Origin of the sequence: Paraferrimonas sedimenticola (genome assembly GCF_002282855.1) — a bacterium.
Classification (GTDB): domain Bacteria; phylum Pseudomonadota; class Gammaproteobacteria; order Enterobacterales; family Shewanellaceae; genus Paraferrimonas; species Paraferrimonas sedimenticola.
This window is the reverse complement of the sequence record NZ_NRIR01000001.1, coordinates 656,356-673,510: the sequence shown is the minus strand read 5'-3', so window position 1 is coordinate 673,510 and position 17,155 is coordinate 656,356. Positions and strand designations below refer to the sequence as shown.

The 17,155-nt window shown below is 49.0% G+C and carries 17 protein-coding genes; 8 read left to right on the top strand and 9 right to left on the bottom strand.

From position 1 onward, the window contains the following. Positions 1–83: 83 nt before the first annotated feature. The 8 genes from CLC93_RS02875 to yciH all read right to left on the bottom strand — a co-directional run bounded on the left by CLC93_RS02875 (position 84) and on the right by yciH (position 5,363). Positions 84–977, bottom strand: a complete 894-nt coding sequence (locus tag CLC93_RS02875) for a radical SAM family protein (protein ID WP_095504422.1) — start codon at positions 975–977, stop codon at positions 84–86. Beyond that, positions 974–1,702 (bottom strand): hypothetical protein, encoded by a 729-nt coding sequence (locus CLC93_RS02870; RefSeq protein ID WP_095504421.1) that lies wholly within the window; start codon positions 1,700–1,702, stop codon positions 974–976. Before CLC93_RS02870 ends, CLC93_RS02875 begins: the two co-directional genes overlap by 4 nt. A gap of 199 nt (positions 1,703–1,901) precedes the next feature. Beyond that, a complete protein-coding gene (locus CLC93_RS02865; protein ID WP_095504420.1) occupies positions 1,902–2,291 on the bottom strand; it encodes a hypothetical protein in 390 nt (129 codons plus the stop codon). Between the two features lie 96 nt (positions 2,292–2,387). Continuing rightward, positions 2,388–2,666 carry a hypothetical protein gene (locus CLC93_RS02860; protein ID WP_095504419.1) on the bottom strand — a complete coding sequence of 93 codons (279 nt, stop codon included), beginning with the start codon at positions 2,664–2,666 and terminating at the stop codon, positions 2,388–2,390. Between the two features lie 116 nt (positions 2,667–2,782). Beyond that, the gene (locus CLC93_RS02855; protein ID WP_095504418.1) at positions 2,783–3,526 is read right to left on the bottom strand and encodes a hypothetical protein; all 744 of its coding nucleotides are present in this window, start codon (positions 3,524–3,526) and stop codon (positions 2,783–2,785) included. Positions 3,527–4,052: 526 nt separating this feature from the next. Continuing rightward, positions 4,053–4,466, bottom strand: coding sequence for a Holliday junction resolvase RuvX (ruvX, locus tag CLC93_RS02850; protein WP_095504417.1), 414 nt, complete (start codon positions 4,464–4,466; stop codon positions 4,053–4,055). Then, positions 4,466–5,038, bottom strand: coding sequence for a YqgE/AlgH family protein (locus tag CLC93_RS02845; protein ID WP_095504416.1), 573 nt, complete (start codon positions 5,036–5,038; stop codon positions 4,466–4,468). The genes ruvX and CLC93_RS02845 overlap by 1 nt, the downstream gene beginning before the upstream one ends. A gap of 1 nt (position 5,039) precedes the next feature. Then, positions 5,040–5,363, bottom strand: a complete 324-nt coding sequence (gene yciH, locus CLC93_RS02840) for a stress response translation initiation inhibitor YciH (protein ID WP_211286789.1) — start codon at positions 5,361–5,363, stop codon at positions 5,040–5,042. Positions 5,364–5,557: 194 nt separating this feature from the next. Here yciH and CLC93_RS02835 point away from each other — a divergent pair, with 194 nt between their 5' ends. Next, on the top strand, positions 5,558–6,145 hold the full coding sequence (locus tag CLC93_RS02835) for a DUF4136 domain-containing protein (RefSeq protein ID WP_095504414.1): 588 nt from the start codon (positions 5,558–5,560) through the stop codon (positions 6,143–6,145). Positions 6,146–6,185: 40 nt separating this feature from the next. Here the strand turns inward: CLC93_RS02835 and CLC93_RS02830 are convergent, their stop codons facing one another. Beyond that, on the bottom strand, positions 6,186–7,739 hold the full coding sequence (locus CLC93_RS02830; RefSeq protein ID WP_169902782.1) for a phospholipase D family protein: 1,554 nt from the start codon (positions 7,737–7,739) through the stop codon (positions 6,186–6,188). 100 nt (positions 7,740–7,839) lie between these two features. On the opposite strand from CLC93_RS02830, the gene CLC93_RS17695 reads away from it, so the two are divergent. The 7 genes from CLC93_RS17695 (at position 7,840) to CLC93_RS02795 (ending at position 17,077) form a co-directional block, all read left to right on the top strand. Further along, entirely contained in the window at positions 7,840–8,436 is a 597-nt protein-coding gene (locus CLC93_RS17695; protein WP_169902780.1) for an SOS response-associated peptidase, read from the top strand. A gap of 82 nt (positions 8,437–8,518) precedes the next feature. Continuing rightward, entirely contained in the window at positions 8,519–9,340 is an 822-nt protein-coding gene (locus CLC93_RS02820; protein ID WP_095504412.1) for a mechanosensitive ion channel family protein, read from the top strand. A 195-nt stretch (positions 9,341–9,535) separates the two neighbouring features. Further along, positions 9,536–10,279, top strand: coding sequence for a (Fe-S)-binding protein (locus CLC93_RS02815; RefSeq protein ID WP_095504411.1), 744 nt, complete (start codon positions 9,536–9,538; stop codon positions 10,277–10,279). 9 nt (positions 10,280–10,288) lie between these two features. Next, positions 10,289–11,671: a lactate utilization protein B gene (locus tag CLC93_RS02810; RefSeq protein WP_095504410.1), complete on the top strand. Its 1,383-nt coding sequence runs from the start codon at positions 10,289–10,291 to the stop codon at positions 11,669–11,671. Between the two features lie 2 nt (positions 11,672–11,673). Then, positions 11,674–12,246, top strand: coding sequence for a LutC/YkgG family protein (locus CLC93_RS02805; RefSeq protein ID WP_169902777.1), 573 nt, complete (start codon positions 11,674–11,676; stop codon positions 12,244–12,246). A gap of 339 nt (positions 12,247–12,585) precedes the next feature. Continuing rightward, entirely contained in the window at positions 12,586–14,226 is a 1,641-nt protein-coding gene (locus CLC93_RS02800; protein WP_095504408.1) for an L-lactate permease, read from the top strand. Between the two features lie 25 nt (positions 14,227–14,251). Continuing rightward, positions 14,252–17,077, top strand: coding sequence for an FAD-binding and (Fe-S)-binding domain-containing protein (locus tag CLC93_RS02795; RefSeq protein WP_095504407.1), 2,826 nt, complete (start codon positions 14,252–14,254; stop codon positions 17,075–17,077). Positions 17,078–17,155: the final 78 nt, after the last annotated feature.

The window sequence follows — 17,155 nt, the reverse complement described above, 5'->3', positions numbered from 1 at the left end:
CATACCACCGTATACACAAAACCCAACGATGGAATAAAAAATGCCAAGCGTTGGGAATCACTCTTAACTGCTTTGCTATACTTTTATTCACAAACACCACATTTTATACAATATCCATTAGGATCTGATTCAATGTAGTTTGCAGGATTTGGTTTTCCTAGTATAAATGAACTTACGCAACTAGATTTTTTGAAAACATTAATACCTTGAAGGGATAATGCATGACAAAATCTATTCATTTCAATGGATGTATTCAGTTCATACGTTTCGCCAGAGGTACAGTCTAGCACCTGTTGCTCTAACTCATATATATTAGATGTAGCTAACAAGTTATCAGAAAGTAGTTTCCCTTTAATTGTTTCATCTAGAAGTAAATCTCCTACGACACATTGCTTAATACCATTAGCCATCAAAGCGTCACCTATTTGGTCTACTTCTAAATCCGTAACACCTTGAATAAATGGTTTAATCATTACATTAGTTGCAATGCCAGCCTTATTTAGATTACTTACGCTCGCTAACCGTTTATTAGGTGAATCCGAGTATGGTTCAATAATCCTGAAGCTTTCGATTGAGCTAACCGAAGTCGAGTACATTATATGACCATAATATCTATTTACATTAACAATCTCTTCCAGTATTTCTGGATGAAGTTCATATCGACTCATGATTTGAATTGGATTACCCAATTCCGCAAGTTTTTTCAACCAGCTAATTGTGTGATAACACAGGTTCTTACTGTACCGAGGAAATGGGTCACCCCATGCTCCTATAGAAATAATAGAACCATCTGACTCAAACTGAAAGGATTCGTGAGAGTTTAGATACATAATTACTTGCTCTATATCAAACCCATTTTTTACGGCTTTTTTTTTATAACCCTTATCATATATATAGCAAAAATGACATTGAGCATTACAACCTAATATTGGGCTGACAAAAATACGCCCTCTTTCATAGTCGGGTTTACGTATCACTCACAGTTTTCCCAAAGTTTAGAAAAGTACTTGCTCCAGTAGGAGTAACCCTCTCCTTGCGAAAATTCATAAGATATGGTCTGTTGACTAGATAAGCCTTTTAAGTACGGCCCTACGTAGATTCGATCGTCTACCTTGAAATAGAAATCTAAAGGTAAAGCGTCATAGAAGCGAATTTCAATATCGCCGCTTTTGCTTTTGTTCTTCAAATCTTCTACCCAAGCAGCCAAACCCTCTATCGAATTTTTGGTTGCGCCAGCTATTAGATTTTCTCGTTTATCAACAAAGCTCAGTATTTTTGAATCAGGATTCATCGTCAAAATTTTAATTTTGACTCCTTTACTTAAAAGTGTTTCGATTTCTTCAGATTTCGCTTCCCTAAAAGACTTAAGTCCAAACGCCACAATTTCTACTGTTTCCTTGGCTTTTGATAGAGATATGTTGGTCGAAGTATTCATTTCAGCCCGAGTTCTATAGATTGCTTCAACCCCCCAACGATCGATTATTTCAGCTCTCCTTTGGCTTCTAAGCATATACTCTGAAGTTAAAAACATTATGATGTTACTTGCCAGTATTGAGCAAGCAACACTAATTTGGATATTTTTCCAATCTGAATATTCATCGGTATAAAGAAGCGACGTAGCAATCAAAGCAACTGATACTAGTAAAGTTATCGTTGTGATTGTTTTGGTGCTCCAGCGCTCTCTTGAACTAGCACTCATCATTATTTATTCCCTCGTGGAAAAAAGTATAACGCCCCGATGAGGGGTTAAAAATAGCTGGCTAAACTTTGGAGCGAAGTGGAACCAAACCAGCAGTTTTTAATCCCACTCGTTAGGCTTGTTAGCAATTGAACGCTTCTCTGAAGTGCTTGATTGCTTTTTGGAAAAGAGCTTCATCATATTCCGAACGAGTCGGATGAATTCAGAGAACTGTATGCCCCTGACTTCGAAATTCATGGGCAATTTCAGCTTCCAAAGCTGCAACTATATTCCGATAAGTCACATGTTCTGGAAAAGACTCCTGCTCAGGAAAGATAGGCCCAACGGAAGCCAGTTTGAACTGACATTTGGCAGGATCTAGTCCAACTTTAAGTATGTTTCTGACCAGTGTATTGCCTTTTGCATTTGTCTTGATGTTAAGGTGCTGACTTAGTCTCCCTAGTGGTGATGATGCATTGGCTGATGAAGAGTCACCTGTACGACCAACATACCAATATTCTGACTTGGTCTTCTTATGCCTGATTCGCCAGACATAGAGCCAAAACCCTCTATTCAACATCTGACCACTAAAACTTGCCTGATATAGGTTCATAAATTGCTAACGCCTCGTTAATCGGCGAAAAATAGTTGAATATAATTTGTGAGGCACGAACAAAAGCCAACTGTTTTTTTCCGTTTAAACGACTTGTTAGGGGATTGAGACAAAGCCTGTAGTTCGTAACTTACCCCAATAAGCTTGAAGAACAGATTTACAATCTTTACGTAATTGTTCAAGAGTCGCGCCTTCAATAAGGTTGATAAGCACACTATGGCCTTCCTCTACCGCCGTTTCAACAACCTCAAGGTGTTGGATATCTTCAACAAATGCAGCAACGTGCATGGGAAAATCATCTTTCTCGGGCATGAAGGGACACTCTATATTAATATCCGACTCTGTGATCTCTCTTAACCCTAATTTATAGTTCATTGCTATTGCCTCTTTAAGGTGACCATATAGTACTGATTTAGCAGTCGCCTAACGCTGCTAATAAGCGGCGAGCCGAGCGAGTCCGGCGGCCAACGGGAGTGTACTTAATTGGTTTGTTATAAGCCGTATTCTCTAAACTCTTGCTCTAATGCATTGTACAAACTAGAAGAGGAGTTTCTAACAAAATTGAGCTGATTATCCGATACCTTCCCGTTATGGATTGCGAAGTTGCAAACATTGATAATTTCCATTACACCACTAAGCACATCATCTGAAATTGGCGAATACTGACGTAGCTCTCTCAAAGTGCGCCCAAGCGAGAAGCTTTGCCGTTTTGATATATCTTTGGCCAACAAGGGTGTATTTCGAGATGTGTGTTCTGAAACGAGGCGCTCAAAAGCAAGCCTTACTTTAAACATCTCTACAGCTTCAGGACTAGCTTCAGGCAATTTATAGCCATTTTTAACCAGCCCTTTAGCCTCTAAAATCTTGTTTATTGCTTCCTCGATTTGAGGCAAATCAGAATCTTTTGGCGGTTCGGATGTTGTGTTGACTGAAATGTGATTTTGGTTTGCGGTTGAAACTTCTATTGAAGACTGGAGCTCGACTTTCATTAGTGAAAGCTGATGGTTTATATCTTTCTTCAGTTCATCAAACTTCTGTTTAAAGCTAAAGCCCAACAGGTTCATTTCTTGATAAATGGGCGCAAGACATACGGCGATCCAGACGATGAAAACAACTACATCAAAATATGTAGGCGTACCTTCGAGTAGTTTAGGGAATCGACCGAATAGGTAGAGCCCAATAACGGCAACCAAGATACACCACCAAAAAGTCTTAAAGTTTTCACTATTCTTCATTTACAGGGGTAATCCTTAGAGGTTTATGACAGCTTTATTATGTGGAATTATCGATAATGTTCGTCGCTAATCTTTCAGGAAAAAATTACTTAAGTAACTTCAGTTAGTTAAGTCAAAGTCTCGCTTTTTACAGTGCGTAGTAAGCGCGAATTCTCCGTTTTTCGGCTGGATAAAGACGCTCTGCAAGTATCGAAAAGAAATACTGCCTAATTCTGAATACTGTGCTCAATCAATAGGTTAAACGCGTAGTCGGTTACCCATCGGAGAGTCAGCGCGTACAAAGCAAGAACCCGTACAACATGCACGCTTCCGCCCGAGGATTAGGGAAACTCCATCCTCCTCCTTGATGAAGAGCTCGATTGAGGTGTACCGCTAAGAAGAGACGACAAGCTTAGTCAAACTCCGTATCCGTACACGAGCTACCACACGACTAAATTGTGGCCATAGTAGACCACGGAGGGTCTTATAATTCCAGTGGGAACAATGGGTTGGAGTTGATTTTTCTAGAAATTGTGAGGAGTGAGTGTTAGTAGCCGGCTTCAAAAAAGCTCTCAAGGATCAGCACCGCCGACACCGAATCAATCTGTCCCTTCTGCAACTTTTTAAACCCACCGAGCTCAAACAAGCGCTCTTTGGCATCTGCGGTGGTCAGGCGCTCGTCCTGAAACTCCACTGGTAGGCCAAAGCGGCCATGTAATCGATTGCCAAACTTCTTAGCGCGAGCGGTAAAGGGTTGCTCGGTGCCGTCCATATTTAGAGGTAGGCCAACCACCAGAGTTTGCGGTTGCCACTCTTTGATTATGGCTTCAATGGAGTCCCAGTTGGGAATGCCATCGCGAGCTTTTAGGGCGGCAAGGGGAGAGGCCGAGCCTGTGATGGCTTGGCCCACGGCGATACCGATACTTTTGGTTCCGTAATCAAAGCCTAAGCAGTGGCTCATTAACTGTGTCCGGCTTGGGTAGAGAGTTGCGCAGGGTCAATGCCTAAGCGCTTGGTGGCCTCGGCCCAACGGTTATCCAGCGGAATGTCGAACAGAATATCGACTTCGGCCGGAATGGTTAGCCAGGAGTTTTGCGCCAGCTCTTCTTCCAGCTGGCCTTTTTGCCAGCCGGCGTAGCCAAGGGCAATGATGTAGTCTTTGGGGCAGGTATTACCGCCAATCGACTCCAGCACGTCGCGGCTGGTGGTGATCATCAGTTGATCGGAGAGTGCCAGGCTTGAGCTGAATTGAATTTGGTCTGGGTCGCGGCTGTGCAGCACAAAACCGCGTTCGGTGGCGACCGGGCCGCCTACCAGAATTTCTGGGTTAGCGGCTTCGGGCAATACAAAATCACCGTCTTGCAGTTTCATCTGACGCAGCAAGTCGTCGGCCTTTAGGCCAATTGGCTGATTGATGATAAGTCCCATGGCGCCGTTCTCGTCGTGCTCACAAATGTAAGTGACGGTGCGCTTAAAGAATGGGTCGTCCATGCCTGGCATGGCGATCAGCAAGTGATTCTGTAATGACTGCATATCAACCTCCGGCGATTTTCACCTGATACCCGAGTTTCTCTAGAATGCTTTTCAGCTTTTCGCGATCATCGGTCTGCACTTCCACATTAAAGCCTTTTACCGAGCCACCGCAACCGCATTGTTTCTTGAGCTTAGAGGCTAAGTCTTTTAGCGCTTTGCCCTCTAATAATAGCCCTTCAACGATAACCACACCTTTGCCTTTACGGCCTTTGGTCTCGCGCTTTAAGCGCACCACACCATCGCCTGATGGTTTTTCGGACGGCTGGTTGTCAGCTTTGATGCGGCCACCGTCTGTACTGTATACCAGATTTGAATTGTCGCTCATGATCTATTGCTCAACTTGTAAGCGTTCATAAAGGTAAGTTGCGATATCATATCAAAACCGTGACAAGCTAGACAGAGAGCCGCAGCCTTTTGGCTATGTGCTAACCCATTGAAAAAAAGCATGACGTTAATCGTTTCGCTATGCTTAGAAAGTGGGTAAGCTTTTGATTAAGTGACTTAGCTAAGGATATTTTCATGAGAAATTTAATAATCGGACTGATGGCGCTAGCGCTAGCTGCCTGTTCTACGGTCCAAACAGAATTTGACTACAATCCGGAAGTCGACTTTAGCCAGTACAAAACCTATGCCTGGGTTGAAGTAACTGAGGAAGACGCTGAAGAGGGTGCCGATACCTATCATATGGATGGCCTGACCGACGAGCGTATTCGTCGTTCGGTAGACGCCAACATGGCAGCGCGCGGTTTTACTAAGGCATCCCCAGAAGAGGCGGATCTTCTGGTTAACTATCTGACCAAGCTTGAAAAGAAAGTAAACATCGACACTTTCCACAACAACTATGGTTACCACCCGTTTTATGACCCGTACTGGGGTTACTACGGTGGTTATGCAGGCCCAAGCCGCTCGACCACTCGAGTGCGCGAGTATCAAAAGGGCACTTTGATTATCGACCTTATCGATAACAAAGAAGACAAGTTGGTATGGCGTGGCGCACTGGCCGACACAGTTCGCCAGCAAGAATCACCAGAGCAACGCGAAGCTGGCATCAACTCTGCGGTGCTAGAGATTTTGCAAAACTACCCGCCACAGTCTGGCGCGCAGTAAGCATTAACGAAAACGACCGGCAATTGCCGGTCGTTTTGTTTTACAGGTGCTCTTCCACTGGCAGTATGTACTGTATCGACAGTCCAAAGATATCCCACCAATGGCTGCCGGGCTCTTTGGTTAAAATCTTTTCTTCACCGTTTTCATCTTCCACGCGCCAAAACAGCTTGTTGTTGTAGCGCAGCACTTTGGCGGCGTTGCGCGGATGGCTATTGTTGATAAACCACTGGCGCAGCTCTTGCGCAAACGGCTCGCTTTCAATCAGCAGACCAATCTCTGAGTTGAGATCTTTGGAGCGCGGGTCGATGTTAGCACTGCCAATTAGCACACTCTTACCGTCGTAAATCGAGAACTTGGCGTGCAGTGCTAGCGGCACTTGCTGAATCTCGGCTACCTGGTGCTGTCGCCAATACTGGCTGTCGGCGCGGTACTCAAAAAGCTCAACGCCGCGGTCTAATACCTGCTGGCGACGGCGAATGTAACCGTATTGAGCCACGCGCACATCGTTACTGTCATAACTTGAAGTGATTACCTGAATCCGTGCACCGGTTTTCTCAAGCTCGTCGATGTACTCAAGCGTCTCGCCATCGGGTACAAAGTAGGGCGATACCACCATGACTTCTTTTTCGGGGCGTTTGCGCTTTTCCAAGATCTGCTGAATCATGTCCGGTCCATCGGGCGCATCGTCCTGCGACTTACCCGGCACATCTACCGCGAGGCTGATGTTGGCCCAATGCATGTTTTTTAGCTCGTCTTCGACTTGATTCCAAAGCTCTTGTTGAGTGAACTCCACCGTATAGGGCATAGACGGCAGCTTTCGCAGTTGCTTGTAGTACTTACGCCTGAGCTTATTGGCCTCTTTGTTGGACAGGGGCGTGGGGTCGATGGTTTGCGCACTCACCGCCCACTGAGAGTTCCAGTAGGCGTCAAAGCTGCGGGAGATATCGCCTACCACAGGGCCAAGGGTTATCACATCCAAGTCCACAAAGTTTTTGGTTTTGGACAGGTCAAAGTACTCATCACCTATGTTGCGACCGCCAATAATTGCCACCTGATTATCGGCAATCAGCGCTTTGTTGTGCATGCGGTGATTCAGTCGGCGCAAGTCACCAATTAAGGTTAGGGTCTTGGTAAATTGGGCCGAGTGGGCGCCGCCGTAGGGGTTGTATAGCTTGATGTATACGTTGGGCAGCTTAGATAAAGTCGCCAGCGATTTGTGGTTACCCAGTAGGTTGTGGTCATCAATCAACAAGCGCACTCGCACACCGCGCTCGGCAGCGGCTATCACCCGCTCAAGTATCAACAGGCCCGAGTGGTCGCCGTTCCAGATGTAGTACTGCAGAGCCAAGTCGTGCTCGGCCATGTCGATTAGGGCTAAGCGAGAGTACAGCGCATCTTCGCCGCTTTCTAGCAGGCTAACTGCCGACTTGCCTGGGTATTTGGCCAACTTGTCGGCAATCGCCGCCTGTAGCTGGCTCACCGCCGATTGCGGGCGGGAGAAACTGGGGTTTAAAAACTCTTCGGGCGGCAGCTTGCTGGCGCAGCCGCTGAGCAGTGCCAAACCAATGATCCAGAAGCCAAGTGTGTGGCGCATCAATGTGCCTCGTACAAGCCAAGCGTCAAAAAAATTCAATGAGCCCAATAGAATATACTCTATGATGGACCATGAGCTTAACGCTAGGAAAACATTGAGTATGTGTGGACGATTCATTCTGGATGCGGTGAATTACGAAACCCGCACCCAATTGGGCAGCGATTATGGCCAATTTGAAATATTAGGCAAGGGTGAAACATACCCCACCCAGACAGTTCCGCTACTGATTGCCCACAATCCGGCCACATTGACCCTGCAAGACTGCCAATGGGGTTTACCGCTCAAGGGTTTAGGTCGTCCAGTAATCAACGCCCGTGTTGAAACCATTGCGCAAAAACCGCTATTTCGAAACTGTGTACCGGCAGTGTTGGTTGCTCAGCAATGGCTTGAGTGGCGCACCGAAGGCAATCGCAAACAACCCTATGCCTTTAGCACTCCCAACTCCCCTTTAAGCATGGCCGCTTTGTATTGGCCCGAAGCCGATGGGCCTGGTCATTGCGCGATTGTCACGCAAAGCGCACTCGATGAAATCTCTGAGTATCACCATCGCATGCCACTGTTGCTAAACGCCAGCAACGCCGAGCAGTGGTTGGCGGCTGAGCCGCAAGGTGTGCGCGCTAGTGGTCAGGACTTTGAAATCGAGCCGTATACCCCACCTTCAAAAAAATCTCAGCCAATTCAGCAAGATCTGTTTTAACTGCTAGAGTTGTATTTGTTAACAAGTTATATTTTCGTAAGAACATTAGACGGTTAGCAGTCACAGCCAACAAGGATTTTCTATGGAACAAATACAAAAGTACGCGGCGATGGCGCCGGATCTCGCTATGGTTTACGGCACAAAAGTGCTCTTGGCGATTGCCATCTTTGTGGTGGGTCGCTGGGTGGCACGTTGGTTGTCCGGCATGTTTAGCAAGGTAATGACAGCCCGTCAGGTTGACCAAACCGTAGTCAGCTTTGTTGGCAATATCGTTTACGCACTACTGCTGACCTTCGTGGTGATTGCCGCACTGTCGCAAGTGGGTATTCAAACCGCCTCACTGGTCGCCATTATCGGTGCCGCCGGTTTAGCGGTTGGTCTGGCACTGCAAGGCAGCTTGTCGAACTTTGCCGCCGGCGTACTGCTGGTTATCTTTAAGCCTTGTAAAGTGGGTGACTTTGTCGAAGCGGCAGGTGTGTCGGGCAGCGTTGATGAGATAACCATTTTCTCGACTAAGTTGCGCACTCCTGACAACAAAATCATCACGGTCGCCAACGCCGCTGTGATGGGCGATGCCATTGTTAACTATTCGGCCATGCCAACGCGTCGTTTGGATTTGGTTGTTGGTGTTAGCTACGATGCGGACATCAAGCAAACCAAGGAAATTCTGGAAGACATTCTGAATAATCATCCGGCGGTTCTAAAAGATCCTGCTTACACGGTTGCGCTAGCCGAACTGGCTGATTCGTCAGTGAATTTTGTGGTGCGCCCTTGGGTCAACACTGGCGATTACTGGAGTGCTAAGTTTGAAATCAACGAGCAGGTGAAAACTCGCCTAGACGAAGCGGGCATTGGCATTCCCTATCCGCAAATGGACGTTCATATTCAGAAAGCGGAAGCTTAAGTCCTAAGCGCTGTTTTATTCTGATAGCAAAAGCGATCTTATGGATTAACCCTAAGATCGCTTTTTGTTTACCTTTTTCCATGTTTTCTCTCTCCTTTTCTGGCGACTTGTGTCGCGCTTCACTGTTTAGTTATCGCTAATTTACTATGCTGTCGCATCGATGAAAAACAGACTCAATCAAGTAAAGGAAAGGATATGCGAATAGCCTTGTTTGTTCCTTGCTTGGTGAACCATTTGCACCCTGAGATGGCCATCGCCACTCTTGAAGTGCTAGAAAAACTCGGTCACCAAGTCATTTTGCCAAAAGGCCAAACCTGCTGTGGTCAGCCAATGACCAACTCAGGTTGTTTTGAAGACGCCCGCAAAACCACGTTAAAACTACTAAATGCATTTAAAGAGGTTGAGTGTGACTACATAGTTGCGCCTGCGGCTTCATGCCTAGAGGCGGCCAAAGAGAATTTCCGCGAGTACGATAACAGTCCTGAAGCCGAGGCGGTGATTGCTAAGCTCAAAGAGTTCACCGAATTCTTGGTGGATGTCGAAAACCTTACCGAGTTTACGCGTCCTTTCGCCCATAAGGTCAGCTTGCAGCTGTCTTGTCATGGGATTCGCATGTTGTCGCTGGCCTCTTCCAGTGAAACCATGGGGCCAGGTTTTAATAAGCTCGAGCAGCTGCTTAGCCACATCGATGGCATTGATATTCGCTACCCAGAGCGCAAAGACGAGTGCTGTGGTTTTGGTGGCACCTTCACCATGGACGAAGCTGCGGTCTCGGGCAAAATGGGCAAAGACAAGGCCACTCGCCACCTAGAGACTGGCGCTGAGTACGTGGTCGGTTTTGACCCTTCGTGCATGATGCACCTAGGCGGTGTGATTAAGAAACGCGAGTACCCGTTGCAAATGCTGCACGTGGCACAAGTGGTCAATCAGGCACTGTAGGGGGTATATATGGCTTTAATTAATGGAATCGAATCGCACGCATCGGCGGCCAAGCGCTTTAACCAAGACGAAGCTCGTGTGGATTGGCACGACAAGGCGCTGTGGACCCTGCGCCAAAAGCGCGATCTCGCCGCTGGCGCTTGCGATGACTGGGAAGCGCTAAAGACCCTAGGCTCGCAAATCAAGATGCACACGCTAGCCAACCTGCCAAAGTATCTAGAAGAGTTTGAGCAGAGCTGTCAGTCCAATGGCGTAATAGTGCACTGGGCTTCTAGCGCCGAAGAGCACAACAAAATAGTTCATGGCATTTTGCAAAAGCACCAGGTCAAACGCTTGGTGAAGTCCAAGTCCATGCTGACCGAAGAGTGTCATCTAAATCCGTACCTAGAAGCTCGTGGTATCGAGGTGGTGGACACAGACTTAGGCGAGCGCATTTGTCAGCTGGCCGAAGTGCCACCTAGCCACATTGTGGTGCCTGCCATCCACATGAAAAAGGAAGAGGTGGGCGAGCTGTTTCACGACAAGATTGGCTCGGAGAAAGGCGCGTCTTGCCCCGACTATTTGACCTACCAAGCCCGCTTGCACCTTCGCGAAAAGTTCATGCAAGCCGATGCCGGTCTAACCGGGGTTAACATGGCGATTGCCGACGAGGGTGCTGTGGTGATTTGTACCAACGAAGGCAACGCAGATATGGGGGTTAACCTGCCTCAGTTGCAGATTCACTGCATGGGTATCGACAAGTTGGTGCCCAACAAAGAATCCGCCGCTGTGCTGACACGCATGTTGGCGCGCAACGCCACCGGACAGGCCTCCACCAGTTACACCAGTATTTACCGCAAGCCTAAGGCCGGTGGTGAGATGCACGTGGTGCTGGTGGACAATGGCCGCAGCGAGCTTCTAAAAGACGAAACCCTAGCGCAAGCTTACAAGTGCATTCGCTGCGGTGGCTGTTTGAATACTTGTCCTGTGTATCGCCGTTCTGGCGGTCACTCGTACAACGCGCTGTTGCCAGGCCCGATTGGGATTGCGGTGCAGTCAGGACAAGACAGCACTCACAGCCTGCCTTGGGCTTGTACTTTGTGTAACTCATGTACCCATGTATGCCCGACTAAGGTGCCGCTGGGTGAAATCATCTTCAAATGGCGTCGAATTCACTCGGATGGCGGCAATATGCCTTACGGCAAAAAGCATTACATGCCGTGGGTAGGGCGCTTTATGGGAAGCGAGTCTTCGCTCAGTGGTGGCATGAAAGCCGCTCGTGCGGCGCTGCGCATTCTGCCAAACTCCCTGCTTAAACCAATGGCAGGGGATTACGCCAAGCACCGCGAACTGCCAGAAGCGCCTAAGCAAGGCAGCTTTGAGCAATGGTTTGCCAACAACCGGGAGGGCTAAGCATGTCCAGAGAAAAGATATTTGAGGCGCTTAGCCAAAGTGCGCTTGGCCAGCTGCCAATGCCAGAGATTAATCTAGGCACACAGCAGGCTTGTGCGGTTGAAACCTTCATCGCCAGTGCCGAGAAAGCCGCGGCCAAAGTGGTGCGTTTGCAAGACACTCAAGCGCTTGTTGAGCGCATTGAACAAGCGAAAGCCAAAGGCATGCAAGTCTTGTGTTTGGCTCAGGGTTTCGAGGGCAATCGCGACCAAGCCAATGGTGCGCACTCGCTGGAGAACATCGACCTAACCCTGGTCGAGGCACCGCTGGGTGTTGCTGAAAATGGCGCTATTTTGTTAACTGACGCGCAGATGGGAGCGCACAGAGTCACTCCCTACATTACCGAAGAGCTTGCGGTAATCCTTCGCACAGAGCAGATAGTAGCCACCATGCACCAGGCTATCGAGCAATTGCAATTAGACCAAATTGAGCACGGGGTGTTTATTGCCGGGCCATCAAAGACGGCGGATATTGAACAAGCCCTAGTTATTGGGGCTCACGGCGCCCGCGCGGTCACTTTGTATTTGATTGACTGAGCTCACCGCTCAAGGAGATATCTCACCGACGGACAAAAGCGCTCGCAAGGGCGCTTTTTTCGTTTTTGCTCGAGTTTGCAATCTTGAAACACCAAAGATGTTACGCCGCAAAGGTTAGCGGAATGTAAGTTTTCTTGCGGTGAGCGCAAACAGACGTCATATCTAAGGTTGTAATAGTGTGACGCATGCCTAAATTAGGCTTATCGAATATCGGATGTGTGTCACAGGTTTTATCTTGTTCGATGAAAGTTACACATTCTATGTTCTAGATCACATCACATTAGGTCCTGCTGAAGTTTATTATCGCTCCACTATCAAAAGGCCCCCATAGAGGAACCGATGACTTTTCTGCAGTTACTAGCAAGTCTCTCACCGATGATCAGCGTAATGCTGTTCCTTGTTTTACTTCGTATGCCAGCCTCGCGCGCCATGCCTATCTCTATGATAGTCACAGGGCTTGCAGCAATTTTTGTCTGGCAAATGGATACCACCATACTAACCGCCTCTGTGGTTGAAGGTTTGCTGTCCGCATTGACCCCGCTGACCATCATTTTTGGCGCCGTGTTCTTGTTGAACACCCTAAAGTACTCCGGCGCGATGGATACTATTCGCGCAGGATTCACCAACATCAGTGGCGATGCTCGAGTACAAGTCATCATCATCTGTTGGTTGTTCGGTAGCTTTATCGAAGGCTCGGCAGGCTTCGGTACGCCTGCAGCGATTGGCGCACCTTTGCTGGTTCTACTGGGCATTCCGCCGGTGGCTGCTGCGGTTGTTGCCTTGATTGCCGACTCGGCTTCAGTGAGCTTTGGTGCGATTGGTCTGCCTGTGCTGTTTGGTATGGAGCAAGGGCTTATCGAAGGTGGCACCAGCATGGCAGCCGCGCAAATCGCCGAGCACGGTGATAGTTTTGCCGATTACGCTCAGTTCATCGCTTTGCACATGACCAGTATTGACCTAATTACTGGCACCCTGATTCCACTGGCTATGGTGTGTATCCTCACCGGCTTCTTTGGTAAGAACAAATCCTTTAAAGAAGGTCTGGCGATTTGGAAGTTTGCGATTTTCGCAGGTCTTGCCTTTACCGTACCTGCGTTCACCATCAACTACATTGCCGGCCCAGAGTTCCCATCGGTAATTGGTGCTCTAATTGGCATGGCGATCGTAATTCCTGTGGCTAAGAAAGGCTACTTGCTACCAAAGCAGCCTTGGTTTGACTTCGAAGACAAGCAAACCACAGAGCAGGCCGATACTCAGGTGAAATTCTCGCAACTGGCGGCTTGGTCTCCGTATCTGATCATGGCGGCGCTGTTGGTGCTATCGCGCACGGTTGAGCCACTAAAAGCTTTCTTGACTAGCTTTAACATCAGCTGGACCAATCTACTTGGTACTGAGCTAAAAGCCGGTTTCGCCACCTTCTACGCGCCGGGCATCTTCTTTGTGCTTGTGTGTGTGCTGGGCTTCTTTATGTTCAAGATGAGTCGCGCAGCGATCCGCGAGTCGGTAACCACCTCGGCCAAGGCCATGGTACCGACCATTATCTCGCTGGGTGCCTCGGTCCCTATGGTGAAAATTTTCCTAAACTCTGGCGCGAATGGCGCGGGACTGAGCTCAATGCCTGTGGCACTGGCCGACGCGTTGGCGTCCAGTATGGGCCACATCTGGGAGTGGGTGGCACCTGTGGTCGGGATCTTTGGCGCCTTCCTATCCGGCTCTGCCACTTTCTCAAACATGATGTTCTCAGGCCTGCAATACAGTGTCGCTGACAACATTGGTGCCAATCACGCTCTAATTCTGGCACTACAAGGGATTGGTGCCAACGCGGGCAACATGATGTGTGTGATGAACGTGGTTGCTGCCGCCACCGTGGTGGGCATGGCCGGCCGCGAATCTGAAATTATCCGTAAGACAATGCCGGTAGCTCTGGGCTACGCCATGGTTGCCGGTACTATCGCTTATTTGTGGGGCGGTCTGGCCTAAGGCCAGCCCAACTCAGGAGACTGTAATGACTCAAACCAAAGTAGATTATCCTCAAGTAGTAAATGCCCTGCGCGACGTGCTGGGTGTCGAGCGAGTAAGTGACGATTACGTTCGTCGTTTTGCTTGGTCTACCGACGCTAGCTATTTTCGCATCGTGCCAGAGGTAGTGGTTCACGCCGACGAGCTCGATCAGGTTAAGAAAACCCTAGCGGTGGCGCGTCAATTTAGCGCGCCAGTGACTTTTCGCGCTGCGGGAACTAGCCTTTCTGGTCAAGCCCTAGGTGAGGGCATTCTGCTGATTTTGGGTCACGACGGTTTTCGCAACATCAACATCAGTGCCGATGGCGATAAGGTCACTCTTGGCAGTGCAATTATCGGTGCCGAGGCCAATGAAGCGCTTAAGCATTTAGACAAGAAGATTGGGCCAGATCCCGCCACGCTATCTAGCTGTAAAGTCGGCGGTATTGTGAATAACAACGCCTCGGGCATGTGTTGCGGTACCCATCAAAACAGCTATCAAACCATTAGCTCGGCTAAGTTGGTATTTGCCGACGGTACTGAGTTAGATACCGGTTGCGATAAGTCTCGTGAGGCGTTTCGCCAGACTCACGGCGAGCTGCTAAGCGGCCTTGAAGACCTGGCCAAGTTGGCCAAGGGCAACCAAGAACTAAGTCAGCGCATTCGCAAGAAGTTCGCGATTAAGAACACCACAGGCTACAGCCTTAACGCACTGGTGGATTTTGACGATGGCTTTGATCTGATTAACCACCTGATTGTGGGTTCCGAAGGCACCTTGGCCTTTGTTGACTCGGTCACTTACCACACGGTGGACGAGGCCAAGCACAAGGCATCAGCAATGGCGGTATTCTACTCGATGGAAGACGCTGCCCGTGCTATTCCTGTCATCAAGGGTGAGAGTGTGGCCGCAGCAGAGCTGCTGGACTGGGCCTCTATCAAGTCAGTGACCGGCAAGCCAGGCATGCCAACCTGGTTGAATGAGCTTAAAGAAGGTGCGGCAATCTTGTTGATTGAAAGCCGAGCCTGCTCTGAGGAAAAACTAGCTGGTTATACTCGTGACGTGGTGGCCAAGTTGGCCAGTTTTGATACTGAGCGCCCGGTAGAATTTAGCTCAGATCCAGCGGTATTTGGCGAGTACTGGGCGATGCGCTCAGGCTTATTCCCAATTGTCGGTGGTGAGCGCGAAGCGGGCACTTCGGTGATCATTGAAGACGTGGCCTTTGAAGCAGAGCACTTAGCCGATGCGGCCAACGATCTGACTGCCTTGTTCCACAAGCACGGTTACCCAGAAGGTGTGATTTACGGTCACGCGCTGGATGGTAACTTCCACTTCATCATCACGCCTAAGTTCGAGACCCAACAAGACATCGAGCGTTTTGACGCCTTCATGCAAGACGTGGCGGATATGGTGATCAATCGCTACGACGGTTCGATGAAAGCCGAGCACGGTACCGGTCGTGCGGTGGCACCATTTGTGGAAATGGAGTGGGGCCAAGATGCCTACACCCTGATGAAGCAAATTAAGCGAGTGTTCGACCCAAGCGGTCTGCTCAACCCTGGGGTGATCCTTAACGAAGACAACCGCATTCACGTTAAAAACATCAAGTCGTGTACCGAGGTAGATGACTTGGTTGACCGTTGTATTGAGTGTGGTTTTTGTGAGAAAACCTGCCCAACCTCAGCGCTTAACTTAACCCCGCGTCAGCGCATCTCGACGCTGCGCGAAATTGAGCGTTTGAAGAAAGTGGGTGAAGTGGACAAAGCCAATGAAATGCGCGCTCAGGCCAAGTACGACGTGGTTGATACTTGTGCGGCATGTCAGCTGTGTACTATTGCCTGTCCGGTAGATAACTCCATGGGCCAATTGGTGCGTAAGCTACGCGCGCCGTATCTGACCAAAACTGAGAAAACCTTCCTGAACATTCAGGCCAAACACTGGGGCAAGGTCAACGCCACCCTAAGCACTGGCTTTAACGTTCTGGGCAAGGTGAACAAGCTGACTGGCGCCACTGTGACTGGCGGCATCATGAAGGCGGCCCGTGCCCTTTCTAAAGAAGTGCCGCACTGGAACCCGAACTTCCCAGTGGGCGGTAAGATGCCGAAAACCGCAGAAGCCGAGCCACAAAAAGAGACTGTGGTTTACTTCCCTGCTTGTGGCGGGCGTACCTTTGGCCCTTCAGGTGTTGATACCGACAAGCGCAGCTTGCCTGAAGTGGTAGTCACTCTGCTAGAGCGCGCCGGTTACAACGTGGTGACTCCGGCCAAATCACGCGACTTGTGTTGTGGCCAGATGTGGGAATCCAAGGGCGACTTTGAAAACGCTGACAAAAAGCGCAACGAGCTGATTGAAACTGTTGCCGGCTTAACTGAAGGCGGCAAGCTGACCGTATTGGTGGATGCACTGTCTTGTACCAAGCGTACCCTGCAAGCGGAAACTAGCTTGCTGGATAAAATTCGCATTATGGATTTGGTTGAGTTCATGCACGATGAGTTGCTTGAGAAAATGACCATCAAGCCAAAAGACAGCGTTGCGCTGCACGTGGGTTGCTCAGCCAAGACCTCTGGTCTGGATGAGAAGCTGATTGCTGTGACCAAGGCCTGTGCGGGTAAGGTACAGCGTCCGGCCAATATTCAATGTTGCGGCTATGCCGGCGAGAAGGGCTTGTACAAGCCAGAGATCAAGCAAAGCGCGCTGCGCAACCTGAAGAACCTGCTAGAGCCTGACGTCAAAGAGGGTTACTACGCTAACCGTACCTGCGAGGTGGGCCTGTCGAATCAGTCGGGGATCCCGTATCGCCATGTGGCCTATTTGATGGAAGAAACCACTCGATAGCTGCAGTTCTCACTTGGCTCGCCGCCAGCGGCGGGCCTCAAATACTAAAAAAGCCCAACTCGTGTTGGGCTTTTTGAT